The 22998-nt window shown below is 58.3% G+C and carries 25 protein-coding genes; 14 read left to right on the top strand and 11 right to left on the bottom strand.

Features of this window, described 5'->3' with window-relative positions; all coding sequences use genetic code 11:
* Positions 1-4: 4 nt before the first annotated feature.
* The 5 genes from B5E67_RS01655 to B5E67_RS01635 all read right to left on the bottom strand — a co-directional run bounded on the left by B5E67_RS01655 (position 5) and on the right by B5E67_RS01635 (position 5879).
* Complete coding sequence (locus B5E67_RS01655; protein WP_087382126.1) at positions 5-1105, bottom strand: restriction endonuclease subunit S; 1101 nt, start codon at positions 1103-1105, stop codon at positions 5-7.
* Complete coding sequence (locus B5E67_RS01650) at positions 1105-2601, bottom strand: class I SAM-dependent DNA methyltransferase (protein WP_087382122.1); 1497 nt, start codon at positions 2599-2601, stop codon at positions 1105-1107. The genes B5E67_RS01655 and B5E67_RS01650 overlap by 1 nt, the downstream gene beginning before the upstream one ends.
* 150 nt (positions 2602-2751) lie before the next feature.
* On the bottom strand, positions 2752-3063 hold the full coding sequence (locus B5E67_RS01645) for a hypothetical protein (protein ID WP_087382119.1): 312 nt from the start codon (positions 3061-3063) through the stop codon (positions 2752-2754).
* 278 nt (positions 3064-3341) lie between these two features.
* Positions 3342-4985 (bottom strand): 23S rRNA (uracil(1939)-C(5))-methyltransferase RlmD, encoded by a 1644-nt coding sequence (gene rlmD, locus B5E67_RS01640; RefSeq protein ID WP_087382116.1) that lies wholly within the window; start codon positions 4983-4985, stop codon positions 3342-3344.
* A gap of 27 nt (positions 4986-5012) precedes the next feature.
* Positions 5013-5879: an AraC family transcriptional regulator gene (locus B5E67_RS01635; protein WP_087382113.1), complete on the bottom strand. Its 867-nt coding sequence runs from the start codon at positions 5877-5879 to the stop codon at positions 5013-5015.
* A gap of 297 nt (positions 5880-6176) precedes the next feature.
* Between B5E67_RS01635 and B5E67_RS01630 the strand changes: the two genes are divergently transcribed.
* The 5 genes from B5E67_RS01630 to rpsR all read left to right on the top strand — a co-directional run bounded on the left by B5E67_RS01630 (position 6177) and on the right by rpsR (position 9349).
* Positions 6177-7469 (top strand): galactokinase family protein, encoded by a 1293-nt coding sequence (locus B5E67_RS01630; protein ID WP_087382110.1) that lies wholly within the window; start codon positions 6177-6179, stop codon positions 7467-7469.
* A 100-nt stretch (positions 7470-7569) separates the two neighbouring features.
* Complete coding sequence (locus B5E67_RS01625; protein ID WP_087382107.1) at positions 7570-8133, top strand: GNAT family N-acetyltransferase; 564 nt, start codon at positions 7570-7572, stop codon at positions 8131-8133.
* A gap of 121 nt (positions 8134-8254) precedes the next feature.
* A complete protein-coding gene (rpsF, locus tag B5E67_RS01620) occupies positions 8255-8539 on the top strand; it encodes a 30S ribosomal protein S6 (RefSeq protein ID WP_087245861.1) in 285 nt (94 codons plus the stop codon).
* 28 nt (positions 8540-8567) lie between these two features.
* The gene (locus B5E67_RS01615; RefSeq protein WP_087245859.1) at positions 8568-9047 is read left to right on the top strand and encodes a single-stranded DNA-binding protein; all 480 of its coding nucleotides are present in this window, start codon (positions 8568-8570) and stop codon (positions 9045-9047) included.
* A 44-nt stretch (positions 9048-9091) separates the two neighbouring features.
* On the top strand, positions 9092-9349 hold the full coding sequence (rpsR, locus tag B5E67_RS01610) for a 30S ribosomal protein S18 (RefSeq protein WP_087228743.1): 258 nt from the start codon (positions 9092-9094) through the stop codon (positions 9347-9349).
* 156 nt (positions 9350-9505) lie between these two features.
* Here rpsR and B5E67_RS01605 read toward each other — a convergent pair whose 3' ends face one another.
* Both B5E67_RS01605 and B5E67_RS01600 read right to left on the bottom strand, forming a co-directional pair.
* The gene (locus B5E67_RS01605) at positions 9506-10381 is read right to left on the bottom strand and encodes a UTP--glucose-1-phosphate uridylyltransferase (protein ID WP_087382103.1); all 876 of its coding nucleotides are present in this window, start codon (positions 10379-10381) and stop codon (positions 9506-9508) included.
* Between the two features lie 34 nt (positions 10382-10415).
* Positions 10416-11375 (bottom strand): RING finger protein, encoded by a 960-nt coding sequence (locus B5E67_RS01600; RefSeq protein ID WP_087382100.1) that lies wholly within the window; start codon positions 11373-11375, stop codon positions 10416-10418.
* A 430-nt stretch (positions 11376-11805) separates the two neighbouring features.
* On the opposite strand from B5E67_RS01600, the gene B5E67_RS01595 reads away from it, so the two are divergent.
* The 5 genes from B5E67_RS01595 (at position 11806) to B5E67_RS01575 (ending at position 16439) form a co-directional block, all read left to right on the top strand.
* Complete coding sequence (locus B5E67_RS01595) at positions 11806-12570, top strand: AAA family ATPase (RefSeq protein ID WP_087382345.1); 765 nt, start codon at positions 11806-11808, stop codon at positions 12568-12570.
* Positions 12567-13289 carry a YkgJ family cysteine cluster protein gene (locus B5E67_RS01590; RefSeq protein WP_087382097.1) on the top strand — a complete coding sequence of 241 codons (723 nt, stop codon included), beginning with the start codon at positions 12567-12569 and terminating at the stop codon, positions 13287-13289. Before B5E67_RS01595 ends, B5E67_RS01590 begins: the two co-directional genes overlap by 4 nt.
* Before the next feature lie 209 nt (positions 13290-13498).
* Complete coding sequence (locus B5E67_RS01585; protein ID WP_087382094.1) at positions 13499-14524, top strand: ABC transporter substrate-binding protein; 1026 nt, start codon at positions 13499-13501, stop codon at positions 14522-14524.
* Positions 14525-14704: 180 nt separating this feature from the next.
* Complete coding sequence (locus B5E67_RS01580; protein WP_087245846.1) at positions 14705-15652, top strand: ABC transporter permease; 948 nt, start codon at positions 14705-14707, stop codon at positions 15650-15652.
* A complete protein-coding gene (locus B5E67_RS01575) occupies positions 15645-16439 on the top strand; it encodes an ABC transporter ATP-binding protein (protein WP_087368905.1) in 795 nt (264 codons plus the stop codon). The genes B5E67_RS01580 and B5E67_RS01575 overlap by 8 nt, the downstream gene beginning before the upstream one ends.
* A gap of 329 nt (positions 16440-16768) precedes the next feature.
* Here the strand turns inward: B5E67_RS01575 and B5E67_RS01570 are convergent, their stop codons facing one another.
* The 4 genes from B5E67_RS01570 to nth all read right to left on the bottom strand — a co-directional run bounded on the left by B5E67_RS01570 (position 16769) and on the right by nth (position 18973).
* On the bottom strand, positions 16769-17422 hold the full coding sequence (locus tag B5E67_RS01570; protein WP_087382091.1) for a DUF6198 family protein: 654 nt from the start codon (positions 17420-17422) through the stop codon (positions 16769-16771).
* The gene (locus B5E67_RS01565) at positions 17419-17856 is read right to left on the bottom strand and encodes a MarR family transcriptional regulator (RefSeq protein WP_087382089.1); all 438 of its coding nucleotides are present in this window, start codon (positions 17854-17856) and stop codon (positions 17419-17421) included. Before B5E67_RS01565 ends, B5E67_RS01570 begins: the two co-directional genes overlap by 4 nt.
* Positions 17857-18011: 155 nt before the next feature.
* A complete protein-coding gene (locus B5E67_RS01560) occupies positions 18012-18263 on the bottom strand; it encodes a GlsB/YeaQ/YmgE family stress response membrane protein (RefSeq protein ID WP_242956705.1) in 252 nt (83 codons plus the stop codon).
* A gap of 23 nt (positions 18264-18286) precedes the next feature.
* Complete coding sequence (gene nth, locus B5E67_RS01555; protein WP_087245838.1) at positions 18287-18973, bottom strand: endonuclease III; 687 nt, start codon at positions 18971-18973, stop codon at positions 18287-18289.
* Positions 18974-19136: 163 nt separating this feature from the next.
* On the opposite strand from nth, the gene B5E67_RS01550 reads away from it, so the two are divergent.
* From B5E67_RS01550 to B5E67_RS01535, 4 genes are all read left to right on the top strand, one after another.
* Entirely contained in the window at positions 19137-20399 is a 1263-nt protein-coding gene (locus B5E67_RS01550; RefSeq protein WP_087245836.1) for a replication-associated recombination protein A, read from the top strand.
* A gap of 14 nt (positions 20400-20413) precedes the next feature.
* Positions 20414-20821 carry a transcriptional repressor gene (locus tag B5E67_RS01545; RefSeq protein ID WP_087245834.1) on the top strand — a complete coding sequence of 136 codons (408 nt, stop codon included), beginning with the start codon at positions 20414-20416 and terminating at the stop codon, positions 20819-20821.
* Positions 20822-21066: 245 nt separating this feature from the next.
* On the top strand, positions 21067-22449 hold the full coding sequence (miaB, locus tag B5E67_RS01540; RefSeq protein ID WP_087364367.1) for a tRNA (N6-isopentenyl adenosine(37)-C2)-methylthiotransferase MiaB: 1383 nt from the start codon (positions 21067-21069) through the stop codon (positions 22447-22449).
* 54 nt (positions 22450-22503) lie between these two features.
* The gene (locus tag B5E67_RS01535; RefSeq protein ID WP_087245830.1) at positions 22504-22911 is read left to right on the top strand and encodes a YlbF family regulator; all 408 of its coding nucleotides are present in this window, start codon (positions 22504-22506) and stop codon (positions 22909-22911) included.
* Positions 22912-22998 lie beyond the last annotated feature (87 nt).

Raw genomic sequence — 22998 nt, 5'->3', positions numbered from 1 at the left:
CACCTCACCCAAAATATTCCTGCATCAGCGCCTTCTTCAGCATTTTCAGCTTTTCAAGGCTGCAACTGATAGTAGATTTGATTTTATCTGTTTTTTCTACAAAATCAGAAAACTTCTTTTGCTGTTCCAAACTTGGCAGCAAGACAGGCAAATTCCGAAGCTGTGTCATGTTGATGCTGGCAATACCTGTTGTTTGTTTGGCACAACCCAGAAAATATTTCTTTGCTTTTGGATGCTGTAGATATTCTTCTAAATACTGAGGCAGAAGACGTGAGCTGTCCACTCGTACTCGAAAAATATGGTTTTGATGAATACAGTCTTCGGGGGGATTTTTTATAATCGCACCGCGTCCAAGTTTGTCAGGATCACCACCCTCAGTCATGAGAACATCAAAAGGCTTCAAATGGTATTGTTCAATTTCTGATTTTGTTGCTCCTATTGTTTTTACAGTCGTCCAATCTATATAGCCGGATTTAACGTTAGAGACTGCCATATAGGGAACTTCAAACAGCTCTTCTCCGTTTGTTTTTCTGCCTTTCGTGATACCTGATACAATATTTGCAAGGTTGGAAAGGGATACCGAAGGCAATTCGTTGGGATTTATTACTGAGTCCCCAAACATCTCCACAAACTTTGCCTTGACTAGCTCGTCCAGCTTGTCCAGCTGCTGGCGGCGCTTGGCGATCAGTTCGGTGACTTTGTCCAGGGTGGCAGCAATGCGGCGCTGTTCGTTAAGAGACGGAAGGGGCAGTGTTTCATTTTGATAATCCTTAAAATAAATATGAGGGATCGTTGCACCACTGAAATACTTTGAAAGATTCATGTACTCCATAGCGTAAGCCAAATATTGGATATCTACAGTATCATTTGGGATAATATATTGCAGCGTTCCGATGACTGATGATTTTGCGGGCAATTTCATTACTCGTCCAATACCAGCCCCATCTTTCACAACTGCAATATAAGGTTCTTCTTGCTGATAAAAATCCACATTCGAGATAAATCCACTTGCTCCATAAATGGGATATTTACCGTGATGCCCTTCCAAATCCTTTTGTGCTATGTTTGATGACGCTTTCTTGCAAACATCTCCTAATCTCGCCATCACAGCATCCCCTCCAGTTCTGCCAGTCCGGCGGTGATGTCCATTTCCAACTCGTGCAGGTCGGCCATGATTTCGGCCGTCGAGGGATACTCCACCGGCACATACTCCACCTGCTTGTACTTGTTGATGGACAGGTCGTAGCCGTTGGCGGCAATCTCCGCCTTGGACACCAGGAACGACTGCTCGGTGCGGGCGCGGTTCTGCTCCTCCGCCAGGTTGTGGAACCGCTGGACAATGTCGGGGATGTCATTCTCTTTGGTCTCGGTGCGCTTGTCGTCCAGCGAGAAACCGTCGGCCTTCATATCGTAGAACCAAACGTCATCCGTGCCGCCGTGGCCGGTCTTGGTGAACACCAGAACGGCGGTGGACACCCCTGCATAGGGCTTGAAAACGCCGCTGGGCATCGAAATCACCGCCTCCAGACGGTGATTTTCGACGATTTCCTTGCGGATGGCCTTGTGGGCGGTGGAGGAACCGAACAGCACGCCGTCCGGCACAATGCAGGCGCACCGGCCGCCCACCTTGAGCATACGGAGAAACAGTGCCAGGAACAGCAGCTCGGTCTTTTTGGTTTTGCAGAGCTTGAGCAGGTCCGCCGAGACGATATCGGCATCCAGGCTGCCCTTGAAAGGGGGATTGGCCAGAATCAGGGAATAGGCTTCCCGGTCGGTGTTCTGATCGGACAGACTGTCCCGGTACTCAATGGACGGGTTATCAATGCCGTGGGTCATCATGTTCATGGCGCCGATCCGCAGCATGGTGCGGTCCATGTCGTAGCCATGGAACATATGATTCATGTAATGATCCTTTTTAGCACGGTCATAGAAGATATCGGCCTTGTGTTCCGCTTTGAGATAGGCGCCGGCCTCCACCAAAAAGCCGCTGGTGCCGCAGGCAGGGTCGCAAATGATCTCATCCGGCTGAGGGGCCATCATTTCCACCATCATGCGGATGATATGGCGCGGCGTACGGAACTGGCCATTGACGCCGGCGGTGGACAGCTTGGATAGCAGATATTCGTAAATATCGCCCCGCACATCGGCATTCTGAACCTGATGGGATTCCTCATAGATGCCGTCCATGGCGGTGACAATTTTATCCAACATCAGGGGCGTGGGGATTTTGAAAATGGCATCCCCCATGTATTTGGCATAGGCGCTGTCCTTGTCGGAATGCAGACCCTTAATAAAAGGGAAGACCCATTCCTGCATGACGCTGTACATTTGTGCGGCGGGAAAATCATGAAACACCGACCATTTCAGCTGATTGCCGGGAATGGTCCGTTCTCCGATGGTAACCTCACCGTCAAAAATGCTTTTGTGAGGCAGGCCCAGCATGGCGCTTTCTTTGGCGCGCTGGTTGTCGGATGCGTCCAGATCGTGAATAAACATCAAATAGGTCATCTGTTCCACGACATCCAGGGGGTTGGTAATACCGCCTGTCCAGAAGATTTCCCAGAGACTGTTGATTTTGTTTTTCAGTTCATTTTCAAGCATAAATTGACTCCTTGTCGTGGTATCAGATGTAGGCTGTACAGCAGCCGCGGCCCGGTTTTAATCGGACTATATTTATAGTGTAAAAAGGATTTGATGGACTGTCAAGCATACGAGGCCCTTTTATATAATATAAATTCAAGTTCAACGGCTTTACAGCTCAGGCCTATAACCGAATTGTGCCAGGCGTTCCTGGCAGATACGGCGCTCTTCTTCGGTGAAAAGATCCGCATATTCCGGTTTGAGCACGTGGGCCTCAACAGATAAATCCAGACGGTGATGTTCCCACAAAGTGGCAAATCCTTCCGTGCCGCCTTCTTTTCGGATCAGTTGCTTTGCTGCAGCTAGGCCGCCTTTTTCGCTGACCAATTGCAGAAACCTTGTGGCATTGTAGCCGCACTCTTTTTTGGCGAGGAAGTAAATGGTGAGCATTTCCTGTTCAAAGCGGTTTTCAAGATGAGTCATAGAGCGTTCCTTTCTTATAGTGTCAGTTTTTATGAAACAGTTTTACTATAGCATGGATAACGAGACATAAATGGGATTGCTTTACGATCACGCCTTGAGTGTAGATATATCTTTTGGATATCAAGTCAACAAGGCCCCTGATAAGAGTACAAGTTTTTATATCACTGGCTCTCGTATACTGTGAGATTAGGGAAGAATCCCTCCATAGCAACAAAGCGCCTGTGAAATACCCTGTAAGAGTGGAAGGGTTCACAGACGCTTTGCTTTGAAATGTGCCGTTAAATCATCTGAAAGTGCTTCAGCGCTTCCCGAATAGCCTTCTCCTTTTCCGGCGGGCACTGGGGCTGCTTGGAATTCTCCGACTTGGGCTTGTTGTAGCACTCCCGCTCGGTGATCCCACACTTCTGCTTGACCTGGGCGATGTACAGGGGAGTGACGTTCAGGCCGGTCTGCTCCTTGACGTAGTTTTTGATGGCCTGATAGGTGGCTTTGGTCTCCGTAGGAGTGGTGTCCAGATTGTCCAGCTCGATGCTGAACTCAATATGATCATCCGGGTTTCGTTGGGAAAGGGAAATTACCGTCTCCACGTGCCCCGTCCTGGGGAACATATCCACCGGCTGCACTTTTTCTACCTGGTAGCCGGACTGAGCCAGAATGGCGGCGTCGCGGGCAGCGGTGGCGGGGTTGCAGCTCACGTAGACCAGACGCCGGGGAGACATCTGGACGATGGCCGACAGGGTGGCCTGGTCGCAGCCCTTGCGGGGAGGGTCTACAACAATAATATCGGGGGCCAGCCCTTCGGTGGCCAGGCGGCTGGCCGCTTCACCGGCGTCGCCGCAGAAAAAGCGGCTTTTGGCGGCAATGGCGGCACCCATGCGGGCGGCGTTGGTTTTGGCACTCTCGATGGCTTCGGGGATGATTTCAACGCCGATCAGCTCCCGACAGCGGTCGGCCATGGACAAGCCGATGGTACCCATGCCGCAGTAGAGATCCAGAAGCAGATCCTCCGGGGTGGGGGAGGCATAGGCGGCAGCCACGGCGTAGAGCTGCTCGGCGCCGGGGGTATTGACTTGATAGAAGGAAAGGGGCCCCAGCTGGACCGGAACCTGACACAAAGTGTCCTCAATGTAGCCCGGCCCATACAAAATGTGATTCTCAAGGCCGAGGATCACATTGGTCTTTTCGCGGTTGACGTTGATGAGAATCGTGGCGATATCTGCAAAACGGCCGCAAAGCTGTTCCACCATCTCGTCGGTGTGGGGCAGTTTGGGCCGGGTGCAGACTAGACAAACCATGATCTGGCCGCTGTGGGCGCCGCGCCGCAGGAAGATGTGGCGGACCAGGCCTTTGCCGGTTTCTTCATCGTAGGGCTGGATGCCGTACTGTTCCAGCAGGCTGCACAGGGTGCGGCCGATTTCGTTGAGGACAGAAGGCTGCAGTTTGCAGTCCTCACAGGGAACGATGCGGTGACTGCGCCCGGCATAAAAGCCGATGCACAGATGCCCGTTTTTGTCGCGGCCTACCGGATACTGTACCTTGTTGCGGTAGCGGTCCACTTCGGGAGAGGGGAGAATGGGCTGGATGGGGACATCCAGCCCGCCAATCCGGCGGAACGCATCCGCTACCGAGGCCTCCTTGGCCTTGAGTTCCGCCTGATAACTCAGGTGCCGCAGGCTGCACCCGCCGCAGGGCCCTGCCACAGGGCAGTCCACCGGGATGCGGTCGGGAGAGGCGGTTTCGATGCTCTCCACAATGCCGAAGGCATACCGTTTGCAGTCTTTGACGATTCGTGCGCGGATGATGTCGCCGGGAGCGGTGTTCGGCACGAAAACCGCTTCGCCCTCCCAATGGCCGACGCCGCTGCCGTCGCCGGACAGCCGCTCGATGGACAGTGTGATGATTTGATTTTTCTGTAAAGGCATGGTTCCTCCTAGGGCGGCTGAACGCGGTTATTCGGGATCGGTGGTCTCAGAGGACTGGGCCTCTGCCTGCTGTGCGGCCAGATACTTGCTGGGCGGCACGCCTTTGGCACGCTTGAACACCCGCGAGAAATAGAACTGATCGAAAAATCCCACCGAAATAGCCACTTCGGCGATGGATAAGGTGCCCGCCCGCAGCAGCTTGCAGGCCTCATTGATGCGGTATTCGGTCAGGTAGTCGATGGGGCTTTTGCCCACGTTGCTCATAAAGACACGGTAGAGATGGCTGCGGGAAACACCCACGCTCTTGGCTACGTCGTCAATGGAAATATCATGGGAATAGTTGAACTGGATGTACTTGATGGCATTCAGGACATACTGGCTGGAGGAGTTGGTGTTGTGGGGCTTGCGCTCGCTGGTTTCCTCCATCAGGGCGGCGATGAAAAGGTACAGATAGCCCACCATGGCCGTCTCGTCCTGCACCCGCATCCCGCGGGCCCGGAAAATATTGTCCAGCGCGCTGTACATTTCCTCCGGGTGCTGGGTATGGTGCACCGGCTGCTCGTCCGAGAAGGGCAGCAGCGCGGCCAGCTTGTGAGCACTGATGCCGTTGAAGCCCACCCAGCAGTATTCCCAGGGCTGCTGGATGTCGGCGGTGTAGGTGTTCAGCTGGTTGGGCTGGACAAAAAACATGTCGCCGGGGCTGAGTTCCCAGGTTTTTCCGCCGGTCTGGAAGGTCCCCTTGCCCGCCAGAATCAGGTGGATCAGGTAGTGGTCCCGGATGCCGGGCCCCCAGGTATGGCCCGGTGCACAGCGCTCCAAGCCGCAGTTAAAGACGGAAAGATCCACGTTGTTGGTATAATTTTGTTTAAACGACTGCTTGTAAACTTCCGGCATAGGGAGCCTCCTTTTTGGGCGGAACGACCGCGCCGATGGGTTATGATACCAGTATACCATAGATGACAGCGCAAATTCAACAAAAGTACATCTGAATCTTTGGACCTGACGCCGAAAATATGTCCCCGATATCGGATAAAATTGCAAATGTCCGCCATGTAAGCTACAATAGAGGCAAGATCCCGGGGCCTGGCCCGGTTGTTTTTGTTTGGGCCAGGCACTGCATCCAAGTAGTCGGTCTGCGGCCTGGCTTTTCGTCCGGGCCTTCACGGTGAGATGCGTAGATAGGGGGTACATATGGCGACAAGCGCACAGAGGCGGCAGGAAATAGCGGCGGGCGTGTGGGACGATCTTCTGCGGACCTTGTATGGTTCGTCGGAGGCGGTACTGGCCCGGCAGCGAGCGCGCTGGTGCGCGGCGCTGACGGACTTTGAGCGCTATTTTGGCCCGGGACGGCAGGTGCATTTGTACACGGCGCCCGGCCGGGCTGAGCTGGGAGGCAATCACACCGATCATCAGCACGGCTATGGCCTGGCGGCGGCGGTGAACCTGGACCTGGTTGGGGTGGTGGCCCGGAACGAGGATAACTATATCCGGGTCAAGTCCTGGGGCTTCAACAAGCTGGACGTGGTGGATCTGGATGAGCCCAATCCCCAGGCGTCGGAGTCCACCCATTCGGCCAGCCTGATCCGCGGCCTGGCGGAAGGGTTCCGCACCCAGGGAAAGCAGGTGGGCGGCTACGACGCCTATACTACCAGCGATGTGCTGCGGGGCTCGGGACTGTCCAGCTCGGCGGCCTTTGAAATGGCGATGGGCGCCATGATGAACGAGGAATTTGACTGCGGCCTGACCCCCATTCAGGTGGCACGGCTGGGACAGTATGCAGAGAATATCTATTTCGGCAAGCCCAGCGGGATGCTGGATCAGCTGGCCAGCGCTCTGGGCGGCGTCATCTTTGCGGACTTTGAAGATCCCGCGTTGCCCCGGGTGGAGAAACTGCGGGCCAAAGGCCAGATGCCGGACGGAATGGTGCTTTGTGTCACCGATACCCGGGGCAGTCACAGCGAATTGACCGCAGAATTTGCCGCCATCCGCCATGAGATGGAAGCAGTGGCTGCCTGCTTTGGCTGCAACGTGCTGGGCGAAGTGCGGGAAGCGGAATTTTGGGCCCGGCTGCCCGAGGTGCGGGCAGCCTGTGGAGACCGGGCCTGCCTGCGGGCGATGCATTTCTTTGAGGAAAACGCCCGTACCCTGGCCGAGGACCGCGCGTTGCGGGCCGGGCAGTTCGGCCGCTTTCTGCATTTGGTGGGGGAGAGCGGCCATGCCTCATTTGCCCTGTGTCAGAACGTCTACTGTGCTTCCACGCCCGCCCGGCAGGAGCTGTCGGTGGCCCTGGCCCTGAGTCAGCATCTGCTGGAAGGAACCGGCGGGGCATGGCGGATGCAGGGAGGCGGCTTTGCCGGCACCATTCAGGCCTTTGTGCCCAGAGAGTGCCTGGAGCGCTATTGTGCAGCCATGGAGGGCGTTTTTGGCCCGGGCAGCTGCCATCTGCTCACCCTGCGGGAACAGGGGGCGGGCCGTGTGCTCTGAGATATCCTATTTATAAAGAAGGGGAGCCCTGCGTTTTGGCGCGGGGCTTGCTTTTTGCGGCGTGGTCTGTTAGAATGGACCGTACAGGGGAGGGGAGAAGATGAAATCCATGCTTTTGGTGCGGCCGGCTCCGGAGTATGCTGAGGCCATCGCTGACTTTCGCCGGGAATGCCTGGACGCCGGCAGCCGGATGGATGGCTGCGGTCCGCTGCGCCGGATGGAAGACCCCATGGACTGGGTTCGTTACTGCCAGGCCTGGGACACCGATGGACCCTTGCCGGAAGGGGTGGACTGGGTGCGCTCCACCCAGTTTTTGTACATTCGGCCGGAGGATGGGAAGATGGTGGGCACCATCCAGGTGCGGCACAGGTTCAATGGCTTTCTGGCCGCCTATGGCGGGCATATCGGCTACTCGGTCCGCCCCTCCGAGCGGAGGAAAGGCTACGCCGCCCGGATGCTGCGGGACACCCTGCCGTTTTGCCGGCAGATCGGCCTGGAAAAGGTTCTGATCAGCTGCCGGACCGACAATGTGGGCAGCCGAAAGACCATTCTGGCCAACGGCGGAGTCTATGAATCCACCGTCTTTGTGCCGGGCCGGGATGAAGAACTGGAGCGCTATTGGATTGATTTAAATAATTCCCAAAAATCCGAAAATTGTGATTGACAATTTGTCCTGAGCTTGGTATAATAAGTTGCTGTCTGTAAAGACGGCCCCGCGAAAGAAGGTCTTTTGCGGATCCTTGGCCTCATTGGAGGCCCTTAAGTCCAAAAGGAGGTGCACAAAAATGGCAAAGTACGAAACCATGCTGATTACCACCGCCACCCTCGACGAGGAGGCTACCGCCGCTCTGGTCGGTAAGTTCAAGACCCTGATCGAGGCCAACGGCACGATCGATTCCATCGACGAGTGGGGCAAGCGCCGTCTGGCATACCCCATCAACGACGAGAACGAGGGCGTCTACACTGTGATTAACTTCACCAGCGAGCCCGACTTCCCCGCCGAGCTGGACCGTGTGTACAAGATCACCGAGGGTGTCATGCGCTCTCTGATCGTTGCAAAGGAAGACTAATTCCACCGGGTACAAGGAGTCCTGTCTTATGTTGAATGTTGTTGTCATCATGGGCCGCCTGGTGGCGGACCCCGAGCTTCGCACCACCACCAACGGGATCAATCTGGCGCGGTTCCGCATCGCATGCGACCGCAGCTACTCTCGTCAGAGTGAGCAGCGTCAGACCGATTTTCTGGACGTTGTGGCCTGGCGCCAGCAGGCGGATTTCGTCTGCAAATACTTCCAGAAGGGCAGCCTGATCATCATTGAGGGCAGCATCCAGACCCGTCAGTACCAGGACAAGAGCGGCAACAACCGCACTGGTGTGGAGATCGTGGCCAACAACATCAACTTTGGCGGCCCCAAGAACTCCGGAACCAATGGAGGCGGCTCGGCATATCCTGCCAGCCAGCCCCGCTCGAACGCTCCGTCTGCCCGTCCGTCCTCCATTGAGGCGGTCCCCAGCTATTCGGCAGGGGATACCGATGACTTCGCCGTCATCGACGACAGCGACGATCTGCCGTTCTGAGCGTCCATCTCGACTGAAAAATTCAAACAGGAGGTAAACCAGCAATGGCTTTTGAGAAGAACGAAGGCTCTCGCCCCGCACGTCCCGTGCGCCGCGGCCGCAAGAAGGTCTGCAGCTTCTGCGTCGATCGTATTGACGAGATCGATTACAAGGATGTTGCTCGCCTGCGCAAGTATGTTTCTGAGCGTGCAAAGATCATTCCCCGCCGTGTGACCGGCACCTGCGCTTATCATCAGCGCGCCCTGACCGTGGCCATCAAGCGTGCTCGTCACGTTGCTCTGATGCCCTACGTCAGCGACTAATCGCTCACAACCCCAGTTCAAAACAATCAGCAAATCAGCAATGAACGCCGCCCGTTTTACGATGGGCGGCGTTTTTCTGTGGCTTGCAGTGACAGCAAAAAAGCCCATCCCCTGACCCGGGGATGGGCTTTGTCTATCTGCGACAGAATCAGGCACTCACAGGGTCTTGCAGAACTCCTTGAGGTAGGCCCGGAAGGCCTCGCCAATTTCGGGGTGCTGAAGGGCCATTTCCACCTGGGCCTGCACCACACAGAGCTTGTTGCCCATGTCGTAATGCTTGCCGGTGAATTCCACGGCGGTCATGCCGCCCTTGGTGCGGGCGAATTCAGCCATGGCGTCGGTCAGCTGGATTTCGCCGCCGGCGCCCGGCTTGGTGGCCGCCAGCAGGGGATAGATCTCGGGAGTCAGCAGCACCCGGCCGAGAATGGAGTAGTTGCTGAACTCCTGGCCCTTTTTGGGCTTCTCGATCATGTCGTCCACAAAGAAGTAGTTGTCCCGGATGGGGGTGGTCTTGAGGCTGCAATAGCGGCTCACATCCTCCCAGGGCACTGCCGAGACGCCGGCAGCCGGACGGCCAAAGGCCTCATAGGCGCGGATCAGCTGGGCACAGACGGGGTCTTCGCCCACGATGACATCGTCGCCATAGATGACTACAAAGGGATCGTCTCCGGTGAAGGGCTGCGCCATGCTTACGGCGTGGCCCAGACCGAGGGTCTGCTTCTGGCGGACAAAATAGATGTTGGCCAGGTTGGCAATGCCGAGGCATTCCTCCAGCATTTTTTCCTTGCCGGGGGCAGCCAGTTTGGCCTCCAGCTCGGGGCTGCGGTCGAAGTGATCTTCGATGATGGTCTGGCCGCGGCTGAGAATAATCAGGATGTCGGTGATGCCGGAGCGGACCGCCTCCTCCACCAAATACTGGATGGCGGGCTTGTCTACAATGGGCAGCATTCCCTTGGGCATGGCTTTGGTGGCGGGCAGCACCCGCGTGCCCAGACCGGCCGCAGGAATGACAGCTTTTTTGACGGCTTTCATAAGGGACCTCCTTCGGTATTTGAGTGGATGGATATCACAGCAGCAGAGAAGTCACTGCCTCAACATTGGGGCCCAGCAGCAGGCTGAACAGAGCGCCTGCCACGACCATTGCGGTAAACACGCCCACCACAGCGGCCCAGCTGACGCCGCCCTGGGCACGCAGAACAGCTTCCCGCTGGGCTTTCTCGGGGAACTCAGCCTCGATGCGGCGGATGCGCTCCGCTGCGGAGCGGCGGTACAGATACTTGGCGAACATGCCGCTGAGAACCATCACCACAAAGCTGAGGATGGATGCAATCTGCGCCAGCAGAATGAGGGTGGAGGAGCTGATGGCGGGGGCGAGAGAACTCTCGCTGAGGACCAGCAGTTCCAGCAGAGCGGGCAGGTTCAGGAGCAGATCCACCGCCAGGAAGGCGAAAGCCGGCTTCCAGGCTTTGCGGTAGAAGAAATACAGCGGGCCGAACAGAAGGGCCGAGAAACAGACCGAGCTCTTGCGGCCGTACCGCTGCATCCGGGCAAATTCCCGCAGGTAGGCGGGGCTGGCCGGGCCGATGTAGGTGGCCCAGTCGTCCCCGGAAATTCCGTCGATGGGCTCCACGGCGCTGGCTGCGCTGGACTGCCAGGTGCCGCCCTGGGCCTCCTGATAGAGGCGGGCGTAGTTGAAGCCGCCTCCGGCGGGCTGCTGGGCCTGACGGGATGCATCCACCCGGGGCGGGGGAGTCTGGCCGTTGCCAAAGAGATAACCGCAGTGGCTGCACCGGGTGGCGGATTCGGGGTTGGGTGCGCCGCAGTTGGGGCATTTGTGCTCCGGCCGGGCCGAAGCAGGGGGCGTCCATTCAAAGGAACCGTGTTTGTCAGCGTAGACACAGGCGCCCTGATTCTCGTAGCACACCCGGTGATAGGGTGCACCGCAGTCGGGACAGACGACAATATCGTCCGTATCGGTCAGAGGTTTGCCGCAGACCGAACAGGGACAACCGGTAAATTGATACATAAAAGCCTCCGGATTCAAGTGATATTGTAAGCTTAGTATACTCTCTATGCGTAGAAAAGAAAAGCCAAAGTTTCAAATTCCGGCTTTTGCCGCTGATTTTGAAAGAACGAATCGGCAAAAACCAGATCCCCCTCGCCTGCAGCGGCCTGGAATGGGCCTTTACCGCGGGCAAACGGCGGGGCAGAGCATCGGGATGCTCTGTAGATAGGGTCATTATAGCACGAAATCTTGAAAAAACTAAAAACAAATCCCGGATTGCGTTTGAATTTTTAAAAAAGAAGGACCTGTCCGCCCGCCTCTGCCACGGAAAAGGCGGCTGGGACGCCGCAGTGGATGGGGACGGGAAATTCTGCGGCCCGGAAAATTGACAGCGCCCGCCGCGCCGTGCTATCCTTACATGGAACAAGAGGAAAAGGGAGGCGAGACCAAGATGGACGAGCGCTATCTCCGGGCGGTGGAAATCGATTGGAGCAAATTGCCGAGGGATTCCTGGCTGCGGGATATTCCGGCCCTGCGTCAGCTGGGACAGCTGCGGTTTGATCGCAACATCACCCTTCTGGCCGGAGAAAACGGCACCGGCAAGTCCACTCTGCTGGAAGGGATCGCAGTAAACTGCGGCTTCAACCCGGAGGGCGGTACCATCAACTATCGGTTTTCCACCTTCGACGAGGGAGACGGGCTGGCGCAGGCCATGCGGGTGTCCAGAGGGTTCCGCCGGCCGCCCTTCGGCTATTTCTTCCGGGCAGAGAGCTTTTTCAATGTGGCCAGCCAGGCGGAAGTCTACCGCAACAGCGGCCTGGGGCCGGTTCCCAAAGAGATCTATTATGAGCGCTTTGGGGGAAAGGCCCTTCATGAGCAGTCCCACGGAGAGAGCTTTCTGGGGTGGTTTCAATCCTGCAATGAACAAGGTCTATACCTGATGGACGAGCCGGAGGCGGCGCTCTCTCCCCAGCGTCAGCTAGCCCTGCTGGTGCAGATGGTTCGGATGGCCCGGGCGGGGGCGCAGTTTGTGATTGCCTCTCACTCGCCGATTTTGCTGGGCGCGCCGGATGCCCGGATTCTGTCCTTTGACGAGACCGGCGTCCGCCCCTGCACCTATGAAGAAACCGGAAGCTACCAGCTGACACAGCTGTTTTTGGAGAACCGGGAACGGCTGATCGAACAGCTTCTGCGGGAGGACGAGGAGGATGTATGAGAGACCACGAGATTGACCTGTGCGGCGCTGAAAACGGCGGCCGGAGCCCGGAAATGCCCTTTCTGGAACGGGATGCCGCCTTTTCGTTCCGTTGTGCCGGCTGCGGCGGATGCTGCCGCGGGCGGGAGGACATCGTCCTGTCGGGATATGACCTCTACCGGCTGTCCCGGCGTCTGGGCCTGCCGCCCAAATTGACCGCCCGGGCCTTCTGCAAAATGTACATTGGGACGGTCAGCCACCTCCCGGTGCTCCGGCTGATGCCTGTTAAAGAGGAACACAACAACTGCCCCTTTTTCACCGAAAACCGCTGCGCTGTCCACGAAGCCCGCCCGCTGGTCTGTGCCCTCTATCCGCTGGGACAGGAAATCAGCCCGGCGGGGGAGGTGCGGTATTATTTCCAGGCCACCCGGTGCGGCGGCCCGGTCCATCAGGCGAATTTGACGGATTATCTGGAAGGCCAGGGGATTGCCCAGCGGGAACCGCTGGACATCCGATGGGCCCAGTGCTGTATGGCCCTGGAACAGGAAGCTCCGGCCTGGGAGCAGACGCTCCACCCGGTGGTGCTGCGGCGGTTTCAGGCAAAACTGGGGGAGGCCCTCTATTACCGCTACGATTTGAACCGTCCCTGGCTGGAGCAGCTGGAAGAAAATCTTGCCTGGCTGAAAGAGGAGCGGACCCGCCTGGAAAAGATGCAGCAGAATATTCATCGAAAAAAGTAATGGATAAATTCGACACAATCGATAATTGGGGCGCTTCAGGAGAATAAATCTCCGGCTCTCGTCTTGTAATCCATGGGAAAGTGTGCTATACTTCACAAGCGTAAAGCAGTTCACACGTGTGAAGTGAAAGGGCAGCCTTTGGGCGGCTGGTTTCCTGCGGGTCCTGTTCCCCGCGGCACACGCAGTATAAGATAGAGGAGAGTTTTGTTATGCGTAAGATTTCCCGTCGTTCGTTCCTGGCTGTTTCTGCGGCTGCTGCAGCTGCCGGCATCCTGTCGGCCTGCGGTTCTTCTTCGTCTTCCACCGCGGCATCCACCGCTTCGTCTGCCGCTGCTTCGGCAGGTTCGGCCGCATCGGGTGAGAGCTATACGGTGGGCATCTGCCAGCTGGTGGAGCATGAGGCGCTGGACGCCGCTACCCAGGGCTTCCAGGACGCCTTGACCGACCAGTTCGGCGACGCCGTCACCTTTGACCTGCAGAACGCACAGAACGATACCGCCACCTGTGCCACCATCTGCAATGGCTTTGTCTCGGCTGGCGTGGACCTGATTCTGGCCAACGCCACCGCTGCCCTGCAGGCCGCACAGGCCGCCACCGCCGATATCCCTGTCCTGGGCACCTCCATCACCGAGTATGGCGTGGCCCTGGGTCTGGATGACTTTGACGGCACCGTGGGCGGCAACATTTCGGGCACTTCCGACCTGGCTCCTCTGGATGAGCAAGCTGCTATGATTCTGGAGTGGATGCCGGAGGCCAAGACCGCTGGCCTGCTCTACTGCTCGGCCGAGGCCAACAGCCAGTATCAGGTGGATGTGGTGCAGGCTGAGCTGGAGGCTGCCGGCCTGACCGTCACCCAGTATCCCTTCTCGGATTCCAACGACCTGTCCTCGGTCTGCCAGCAGGCTGCCGCCGACAACGACATCCTGTATGTTCCCACCGATAATACCGTCGCCGCCAATACCGGCATTGTGGACGGCATCTGCCGCCCCATGAAGAAGCCGGTCTTCGCAGGCGAGGAGGGCATCTGCAAGGGCTGCGGCGTCGCCACCCTGTCCATCAGCTACTACGACCTGGGCTACACCACCGGCGAGATGGCCGCCCAGATCCTGACCGGCGAGGCGGATATCTCCACCATGCCCATCCAGTATACCAACGTCACCAAGAAGTACAATCAGACCATCTGCGATGAGCTTGGGCTGACGGTTCCGGAGGGGTACGAGGCCATCGAGGCGTAAATCCTCTTTCTTAAATCAAACCAGACGGGGAGAATGGGAAGCCATCCGCCCCGCCTTTTGCGTACACGACCGTCGGGGCGTTTTTGCTCCGGCGGTCGCGGGCACATTTACGGTTTTTGTTCCGGCGCCGCCGGGCAGGGAAGATCCGGCGGAACTACGTAAAAATGAGGAGGAATTGTTTTGGAAGTCTTAGCGAGACTGGCAAATCTGCCCGGCGCTCTGCCGGGAGCCTGCGCGCAGGGCCTGATCTGGGGTATTATGGCCATCGGCGTGTACATCACTTATCGCATTTTGGATGTGGCCGACCTGACGGTGGACGGCTCTTTCGGTACCGGCGGCGCGGTCTGCGTCATGGCTCTGCTGGCGGGCTGCAATATCTGGGTGGCCCTGCTGCTGGCTCTGGTGGCAGGCCTGCTGTGCGGCCTGGTCACCGGTCTGCTCCACACCTTTATGGGCATTCCGGCGATTCTGGCCGGTATCCTGACTCAGTTGTCCCTCTACTCCATCAACCTGAAAATTCTGGGCAAGGCCAACCAGTCCATCAACGTGGATAAGTACAACCTGCTGATCTCTCTGCGCTGGGTCAAGGAATGGGCCCTCCGCAACCCGGTGTTTATGGTCATCCTGATTACGGCGGTCCTGATCGGGGTTCTCTACTGGTTCTTCGGCACCGAGCTGGGCTGCGGCATCCGCGCCACCGGTTCCAATCCCAACATGAGCCGCGCCCAGGGCATCAACACCAACTTCAATATCGTTTTGGGCCTGATGGTGTCCAATGCGCTGGTGGCGGTGTCGGGCGCTCTGCTGAGCCAGTATCAGGGTTTTGCAGATGTCAGCATGGGCCGCGGCGCCATCGTCATCGGCCTGGCCGCCGTCATCATCGGCGAGGCCATCTTTGGCCGGATTTTCCGCAACTTCGCCCTCAAGCTGTTTGCGGTGTCTATCGGCGCTGTGATCTACTACATTGTCATCCAGCTGGTTCTGACCCTGGGCTTTGATGCCAACCTGCTCAAGCTGCTGTCGGCCGCTGTGGTTGCCATCTTCCTGGCAGTCCCGTACTGGAAGGGGAAGTACTTCTCCAAGCCCGTCCCCAAAAAGGTTCAGAAGGAGGACGAAACCCATGCTTGATATCCAGAACATTTCCAAGACCTTTAACGCAGGCACCGTCAACGAAAAGACGGCCCTGAACCATCTCTCCCTCCATTTGAACGAGGGCGACTTCGTCACCGTCATCGGCGGCAACGGCGCAGGCAAGTCCACCATGCTGAACGCGGTGGCTGGTGTCTGGCCGGTGGATACCGGCAAAATCATGATCGACGGCACCGATGTGACCCGCCTGGGTGAACATCAGCGGGCCAAGTACATTGGCCGGGTGTTCCAGGATCCCATGACCGGCACCGCCGCCACCATGCAGATTGAGGAAAACCTGGCCCTGGCAGCCCGCCGCGGCAAACCCCGTACCCTGCGGGTGGGCATCACCAAAAAGGAGCGGGAGGAATACCGCGAGCTGCTCAAGACCCTGGACCTGGGCCTGGAAGATCGCCTGACCGCCAAAGTGGGCCTGCTGTCGGGCGGCCAGCGCCAGGCGCTGACCCTGCTGATGGCCACCATGACCCAGCCCAAACTCCTGCTGCTGGATGAGCACACCGCCGCTCTGGACCCCAAAACCGCCCTGAAGGTGCTGACTCTGTCGGCCAAGCTGGTGGCGGAGCACAACCTGACTACCCTGATGATTACCCATAACATGAAGGACGCCATCAAATACGGCAACCGCCTGATTATGATGCACGAGGGCCATATCATCTACGACGTCAGCGGCGAGGAAAAGAAGAAGCTGAAGGTGGCCGACCTGCTGGCCAAGTTCCAGACCGCCAGCGGCGACGAGCTGGCCAATGACCGGATGATTCTTTCCTGATAAAATCGAAGTTTCCTGTCTCCTGAAAAAACGCCTCCGCATGCAGAACAAACGCTGCATCCGGGGGCGTTTTTCTGTCCTGAAAAGGCCGCAGTCTTATAACCTCGTGTACCACCTGCGGCGGGACGGTGCTGTGAATGTCTGGGGGAGTCTGCATGCTGACCTCATAAGCAGTACCAGCAGGGCAGCCGGCAGGACTGACCACACAGAGACCCCGCCGCAGCCCATCGCGACAATGGAGAACAACAAAAACGCCCGCCGGGATCCAAGCGAGGGTCCGTGCGGGCATTTTTTTGTGTGTTTTCAATCAGGAGGGAGCAAACGTAAGATCAGGCCAGCAGCAGATTGCCGATCCGGCTCATGGGACGGTTTACCTGCTTGGCGGTCATGCCCACAAAGAGGGCGGCGGCGATGGTGCCTTCCCGGACACCGGCCAGCGTGTGGAGGAACAGGAAGGACAGGACAACGGCAATGACCACCAGAGAGCAGTCCACTGTGATTTTGGCCTTGGCAAAGGGGAGCTTGGTGGTCTTGCACAGGGCGAGAGCGACGCCTTCACCCGCCATGGTGACCACGTCGGCAGTGACCTCAAAGCTGACGCCGATGCCCACCAGCAGGATGCCCAGAATACAGAACAGCCACTGCTGCCAGTAGGCGGCGGGGACAATGGGGGACAGGACCCAGACAGCCAGGTCGGTCAGATAGCCAAAGGCGATGGCCACCGGCACCTGAATCAGCTGCACCAGCTCAAACTGGCGGCGGAGCAGGAGAATCTGGAGCAGCACCAGGAGGCAGTTGATCAGGATGGTGGTTTCGCCCACCGTCATGGGAACAATCAGACTGAGGACATAGGGGACGCTGGAAACCGGCGAGGTGCCCAGCCCGGCCTTGATAGAAAAGGCCACGCCAAAGGACATGATGAGCAGACCCACCAGCAGAGTCAGATAGCGGCGAACCAGATTGTTGCGGGAGCGTTTTTTCACGTGGGATTCTTCCTTTCTCGATTCAATGCTTCACATACGTCAGCCAGCATGGCACACAGCTGGGCGCACTGCTCTTCAGACAGGAGAGCGGCGGCGGCCTGATCGGCCTGGCGGAAGGCGAGATCCATGGCCTGTGCCACCTCCCGGCCGTGGGGCGTCAGGGTGACGTACAGGGAACGCCGGTTCCCCTCGTGCCGTGCGCGGGCAATCAGCCCGTCCCGCTCCATCCGGCCCAGAATGGTGCCGGCGGTGGCGGGCTCGATCTCGCAGTAGTCGGCGATGGACTTCTGGTTGGACTCGCCGGTCTGCAGAAGGAACTCCAGGATTTTGGGCTGACCGGGGGAAAGCCCCAGATTGGAAGCCCGGGCCAGGACGTCCCGGTTCATGGCGGACTGAGCACGCAGCAGCAGGCGGTGGAGAGGTTCGTTGGTCATAGCTCTACCTTCTTTTTGAATAATAAGCTTGCTTATTGTGTCGAAGCTTATAATAAGACTTCTTTCACAATTTGTCAAGATCTCCCTGTAAAGAAATATACCAAACAAAAAGGCCCTGCCGCTTTTTTGAGCGACAGGGCCGGGAAAGATTCGATTCAGCGGGAAAGCTTGCGGGCAATCCAGATGCAGACGCAGGCGCCCACCACCGAGACAACGAAGTCGCCCACGAAGCCCACAGCCCGCAGGCCGATGAGCCCCAGCAGGAAGCTGCCTACAACGCCGCCCAGCATACCCAGAACAACGTTGCGCAGGGCGGAAGTGTAGCTGCCCATCAGACGTCCGGCCACATAACCGGCCAGAGCGCCCACAAGCAGGCTGAAAATCATCGAAAACAGAGAAATAATCATGGTTCAATCCTCCTGAATGGCTGTTATGACTGGGCCTCCGCCTGGTTGGCCTGGGCGGTGCGGCAAATGTCTGCCAGACAGCATTTTTCGCACAGAGGCTTGCGGGCGTCGCAGACGGCCCGGCCGTGGTAGACAAACCGGTGACACAGATCGCTGCCCTCCTCGGGAGGGATGATCTGCCACAGAAGCATTTCCACCTTTTGGGGTTCCTTGACGTTGTCCACCAGGCCGATCCGGTTGGACAGGCGGATGCAGTGGGTGTCGGTGACAATGGCGGGCTTGCCAAAGACGTCGCCCATGATGAGGTTGGCGCTCTTGCGGCCAACGCCGGGCAGTTTCAGCAGCTCATCAAAGGTGGTGGGAACCTGGCAGTTGTATTGATCCCGCAGCACCCGCATGCAGGCCGAGATGTCCCGCGCTTTGGAGTGACCCAGGCCGCAGGGCTTGACGATGGCTTCGATTTCCTCCGGCTCGGCGGCGGCCAGGGCGGCCACATTGGGATATTTGGCAAAGAGATCCTCCACCACCACATTGACCCGGGCGTCGGTGCACTGGGCGGCCAGCCGGACGCTGACCAGCAGCTGCCAGGCGTGGTCGTAGTCCAGGCTGCAGGCAGCGTCGGGATATTCGGCCTTCAGCCGTTCGATGACGGCCAGGGCCAGTTCTTTTTTGGCCGCAAGTTCTGCGGCGGACATCTGTTTTTTGGGCATGGGGGCCACCTCCTGGAAGCTGTTGCTGTGATGATATCACGTTTTGAGGATTTTGTAAATATTTCGCACTGTGACTGGGTGCCCTTGTCCTTTCCAGTAAAATGCTGTATAATAGTCGTAATCGTTCGCACTATTGAAAACCGGTATGGAAAGGTGGTTTGTTATGCGGGAACCTTTGGCCCAGCGCCTGCGGCCCAAGACTCTGGGGGATGTCTGCGGCCAGCAGCATCTGCTGGCCCCGGGACGGGTGTTCCGGCGCACCATCGACAGCGGGCATATTCCGAATATGATTTTCTATGGTCCCTCCGGTACCGGCAAGACCACCGTGGCCCGGATCATCGCCGAAAACAGCGGCATGACCCTCCACAAACTCAACGGTACCTCCTGCGGCACCGGGGACATCAAGGCGGTGTTTAAGGACATCGGAACCCTGGCCGGGGCAGGGGGGATTCTGCTCTATCTGGATGAGATTCAGTATCTCAACAAAAAGCAGCAGCAGAGCTTGCTGGAGTGTCTGGAGGACGGGACGGTCACCCTCATCGCCTCCACCACCGAAAACCCCTATTTCTACATTTATAATGCACTGCTCTCCCGCTGCACCGTCTTTGAGTTCAAGAGCCTGACCGCGCAGGACATAGAGCGCGGGGTGCGCAATGCGGTGTCCCGCCTGTCGGAGGAAAGCCCGGTGACCATCACCGACGAGGCGGCCCAGTATCTGGCAGAGAGTGCCGGCGGCGATATGCGAAAAGCGCTGGGGAGCCTGGAATTTGCGGTGGCCGCCGCGGAAAACGGGCCGGATGGCAAAACCATCACCCTGGAAATGATCCAGCAGGTGACCCGCCGCACCGCCATGCGGTACGATAAGGATGGCGACGAACACTACGACATCGTCTCGGCCTATCAGAAGTCGATGCGGGGCTCCGACCCCGATGCGGCCCTGCACTATCTGGCCCGGCTGCTGGAGGCAGGGGACCTGCCGTCGGCCTGCCGCCGCCTGATGGTCTGTGCCTGTGAGGATGTTGGGCTGGCCTACCCGCAGATTATTCCCATTGTCAAGGCGGCGGTGGATGCGGCCAATATGCTGGGCCTGCCGGAGGCACGGATTCCTCTGGCCGACGCAGTCATTCTGGTGTCCACCAGTCCCAAGTCCAACAGCGGCGAGGCAGCCATCGACGCAGCACTGGCGGACGTGCGTGCGGGCCGCACCGGTCCGGTGCCCCGCCAGCTGCAGAACAAGCATTTCGACGGGGCCGACGCCCTGGTCAAAGGGCAGAACTACAAGTATGCCCAAGCCTATAAAAACCACTGGGTGGAGCAGCAGTATCTGCCCGACGCCATCAAAGACGCCAAATATTACACCTACGGAGACAACCGCTCGGAACAGGCCGCCAAGGCCTACTGGGCCAAGATCAAAGGGGAAGGGTAAAGGGGGCAACAAATATGCGCTACTCAAAACAGAGGGAACTGGTCATGCAGCAGGTGGAAGCCATGAACAACCACCCCACTGCAGAGGAAATCTATCAGAATGCACTCAAAGAGTGCCCGGGGCTGAGCCTTGGCACCGTCTACCGCAATTTAAACAGCCTGGTGGAGGCAGGCCGGGTCCGCCGGGTGCCGATTCCGGGCCAGCCGGACCGGTTTGACCACACTTTGTCGTGGCACAGCCACCTGTATTGTACCCGGTGCGGCCAGGTGACCGACCTGGACCTGGACAGTGAGGTGATGCAGCGCCTGCTGAACAGCCAGCCCGGCCGGGTGAGCGACTGCGTCCTGACCTGGATTGGCCTGTGTGAGGATTGTGCCCGGGAAGAAGAAGGAGAAAAACTCCAGGCGGCTGCGTCCCTCTGAAAGGGACGGCATCCAGCCGCTTTTGGATGCGCCGGCCGCAGCGATGCGGCCGCTGCTGTTTCCGGCCCGGCCGGACGAAAGGCCGGCCGGAAAACTTTTTCAGGGCGCTTTGGGTCCGGCGTGAAATTTTCCCTTGTTTCGCGGGGGAGAAACCTGTATAATAGACAGGATGAAGGACGGGCCCCAGGCCCAAAAAACAAGGAACCCGACGGCTTTGGCCGTCCGGGATGAAGGATGGTAGATTGTTGGAATACATCACTTATGAACACAACGCGGAGGCGGCCGGCGTCATCAGCCGGTTTTATGAAACGCCGCCGCTGGCTTATGTCCACAGCTATGGCTGCCAGCAGAACGTCAATGACGGCGAACGGATCAAGGGCGTGCTGGTGGATATCGGCTATGGCCTGTGCGATAAACCCGAGGATGCCGACCTGATTCTGTTCAACACCTGCGCCGTGCGGGAGCACGCAGAACAGCGGGTGTTTGGCAACGTGGGCGCCCTCAAGGGCCTGAAAGAGAAAAAGCCCGGACTGATGATCGGCCTGTGCGGCTGTATGGCCAACCAGAAACATGTGGTGGAGAAACTCCGCCAGAGCTATCCCTATGTGGATCTGGTGTTCGGCGTGGATGGCATCGACACCTTGCCCGAGCTCATTGTCCGCAAACTGGAAAAGCACAAGCGGATTCTGCTGGAGCCGGCCCAGCGCCCGGTGATCGTGGAAAACCTGCCCATCCGGCGGGAGAGCGAGTTCCGGGCCTGGCTGCCCATCATGTATGGCTGCGACAACTTCTGCACCTACTGCATTGTGCCCTACGTCCGCGGCCGGGAAAAGAGCCGCCGCCCGGCGGATATCCTGGCGGAGTTCCGGGGTCTGGTGGAGGCCGGCTACAAGGAGATCACCCTCCTGGGCCAGAACGTCAACAGCTATGGCAAGGGCCTGGAGGAATCCATCGACTTTGCCGACCTGCTCAACCTGCTGTGCAGCGTGCCGGGGGATTATCACATCCGGTTTATGACCAGTCACCCCAAGGATGCCAGCCGCAAGCTGATTGATACCATCGCGGCACAGCCCCACCTGTGCAAACACCTGCACCTGCCGGTGCAGTGCGGGTCGGACCGGCTGCTGGCCAAGATGAACCGCCACTATACCGTGGAGCACTACCTGGATCTGATCGAGTATGCCCGGGCCCGGGTGCCCGGCATCACCTTCTCCAGCGATATCATTGTGGGCTTCCCCGGGGAAACCGAGGAGGACTTCCAGGGTACGCTGGATCTAGTCCGCAAGGTGGGCTACATGCAGCTGTTCACCTTCATCTATTCCAAGCGGGAGGGTACGCCGGCGGCCACTTACCCCGACGACACCCCCCGGCAGGAAAAGACCGACCGGATGGCCCGGCTGCTGGCGGTACAGGATGAGATCGCCATGGGCCTGGTCAAGGCCCAGGTGGGCCAGACCGTCCGGGTTCTGGTGGAAGGGTATGGCCGGCTGGAGGGCACTCTGTCGGGCCGCCTGGACAACAACCTGACGGTGGAGTTTGCCGCAGAAGATTCCCTGATGGGACAGTATGCCATGGTGCACCTGACCGGGGCCCGGGCCACCGTCCTGCTGGGCGAATGGGTCCAGTGATTTCGGGACAAGATACAACCACAAGACTGACAAAATAAAAGGAGAATATTTACAATGGATTGCATTGATCTTTTCAAGCGCGCCGCCATGGCGCTTCAGACCGACAGCCGTTACCTGGCCCTGGACAAGGCCCGCAAGATGAACGACGGCGATGAGGAGCTCCAGAACATGATCGGGGAGTTCAACCTGGCCCGGATGGACCTGAACAACGAGATCAGCAAGCCCGAGCGGAACGACGCCCGGGTGGCCGAGCTGAACGAGAAGGTGAACACCCTCTACAGCAAGATCATGAACGACGAGGGCATGCTGGCCTACAACGACGCCAAGCGGGAGTGCGAGGCCCTTGTGAATTATATCGACGCCATCATCAACACCGCGATGAATGGCGGCGACCCGATGACCGTGCAGGAGCCCACCAGTTCCTGCTCTGGCAGCTGCTCCACCTGCGGCGGCTGCGGCTGAGTCCGGTGATCAACGCGGCTGTGCATCTGCAGAGCCGCGTTTCCTTGTCTCAATGGTTACCGGGAACAAACCGGACGGAGGGATGCG

The organism is Faecalibacterium sp. An122, from assembly GCF_002160895.1.
Lineage (GTDB): Bacteria > Bacillota > Clostridia > Oscillospirales > Ruminococcaceae > Faecalibacterium.
The sequence above is the reverse complement of the archived record's forward strand: the minus strand, read 5'-3'. Positions and strand labels throughout refer to the sequence as shown.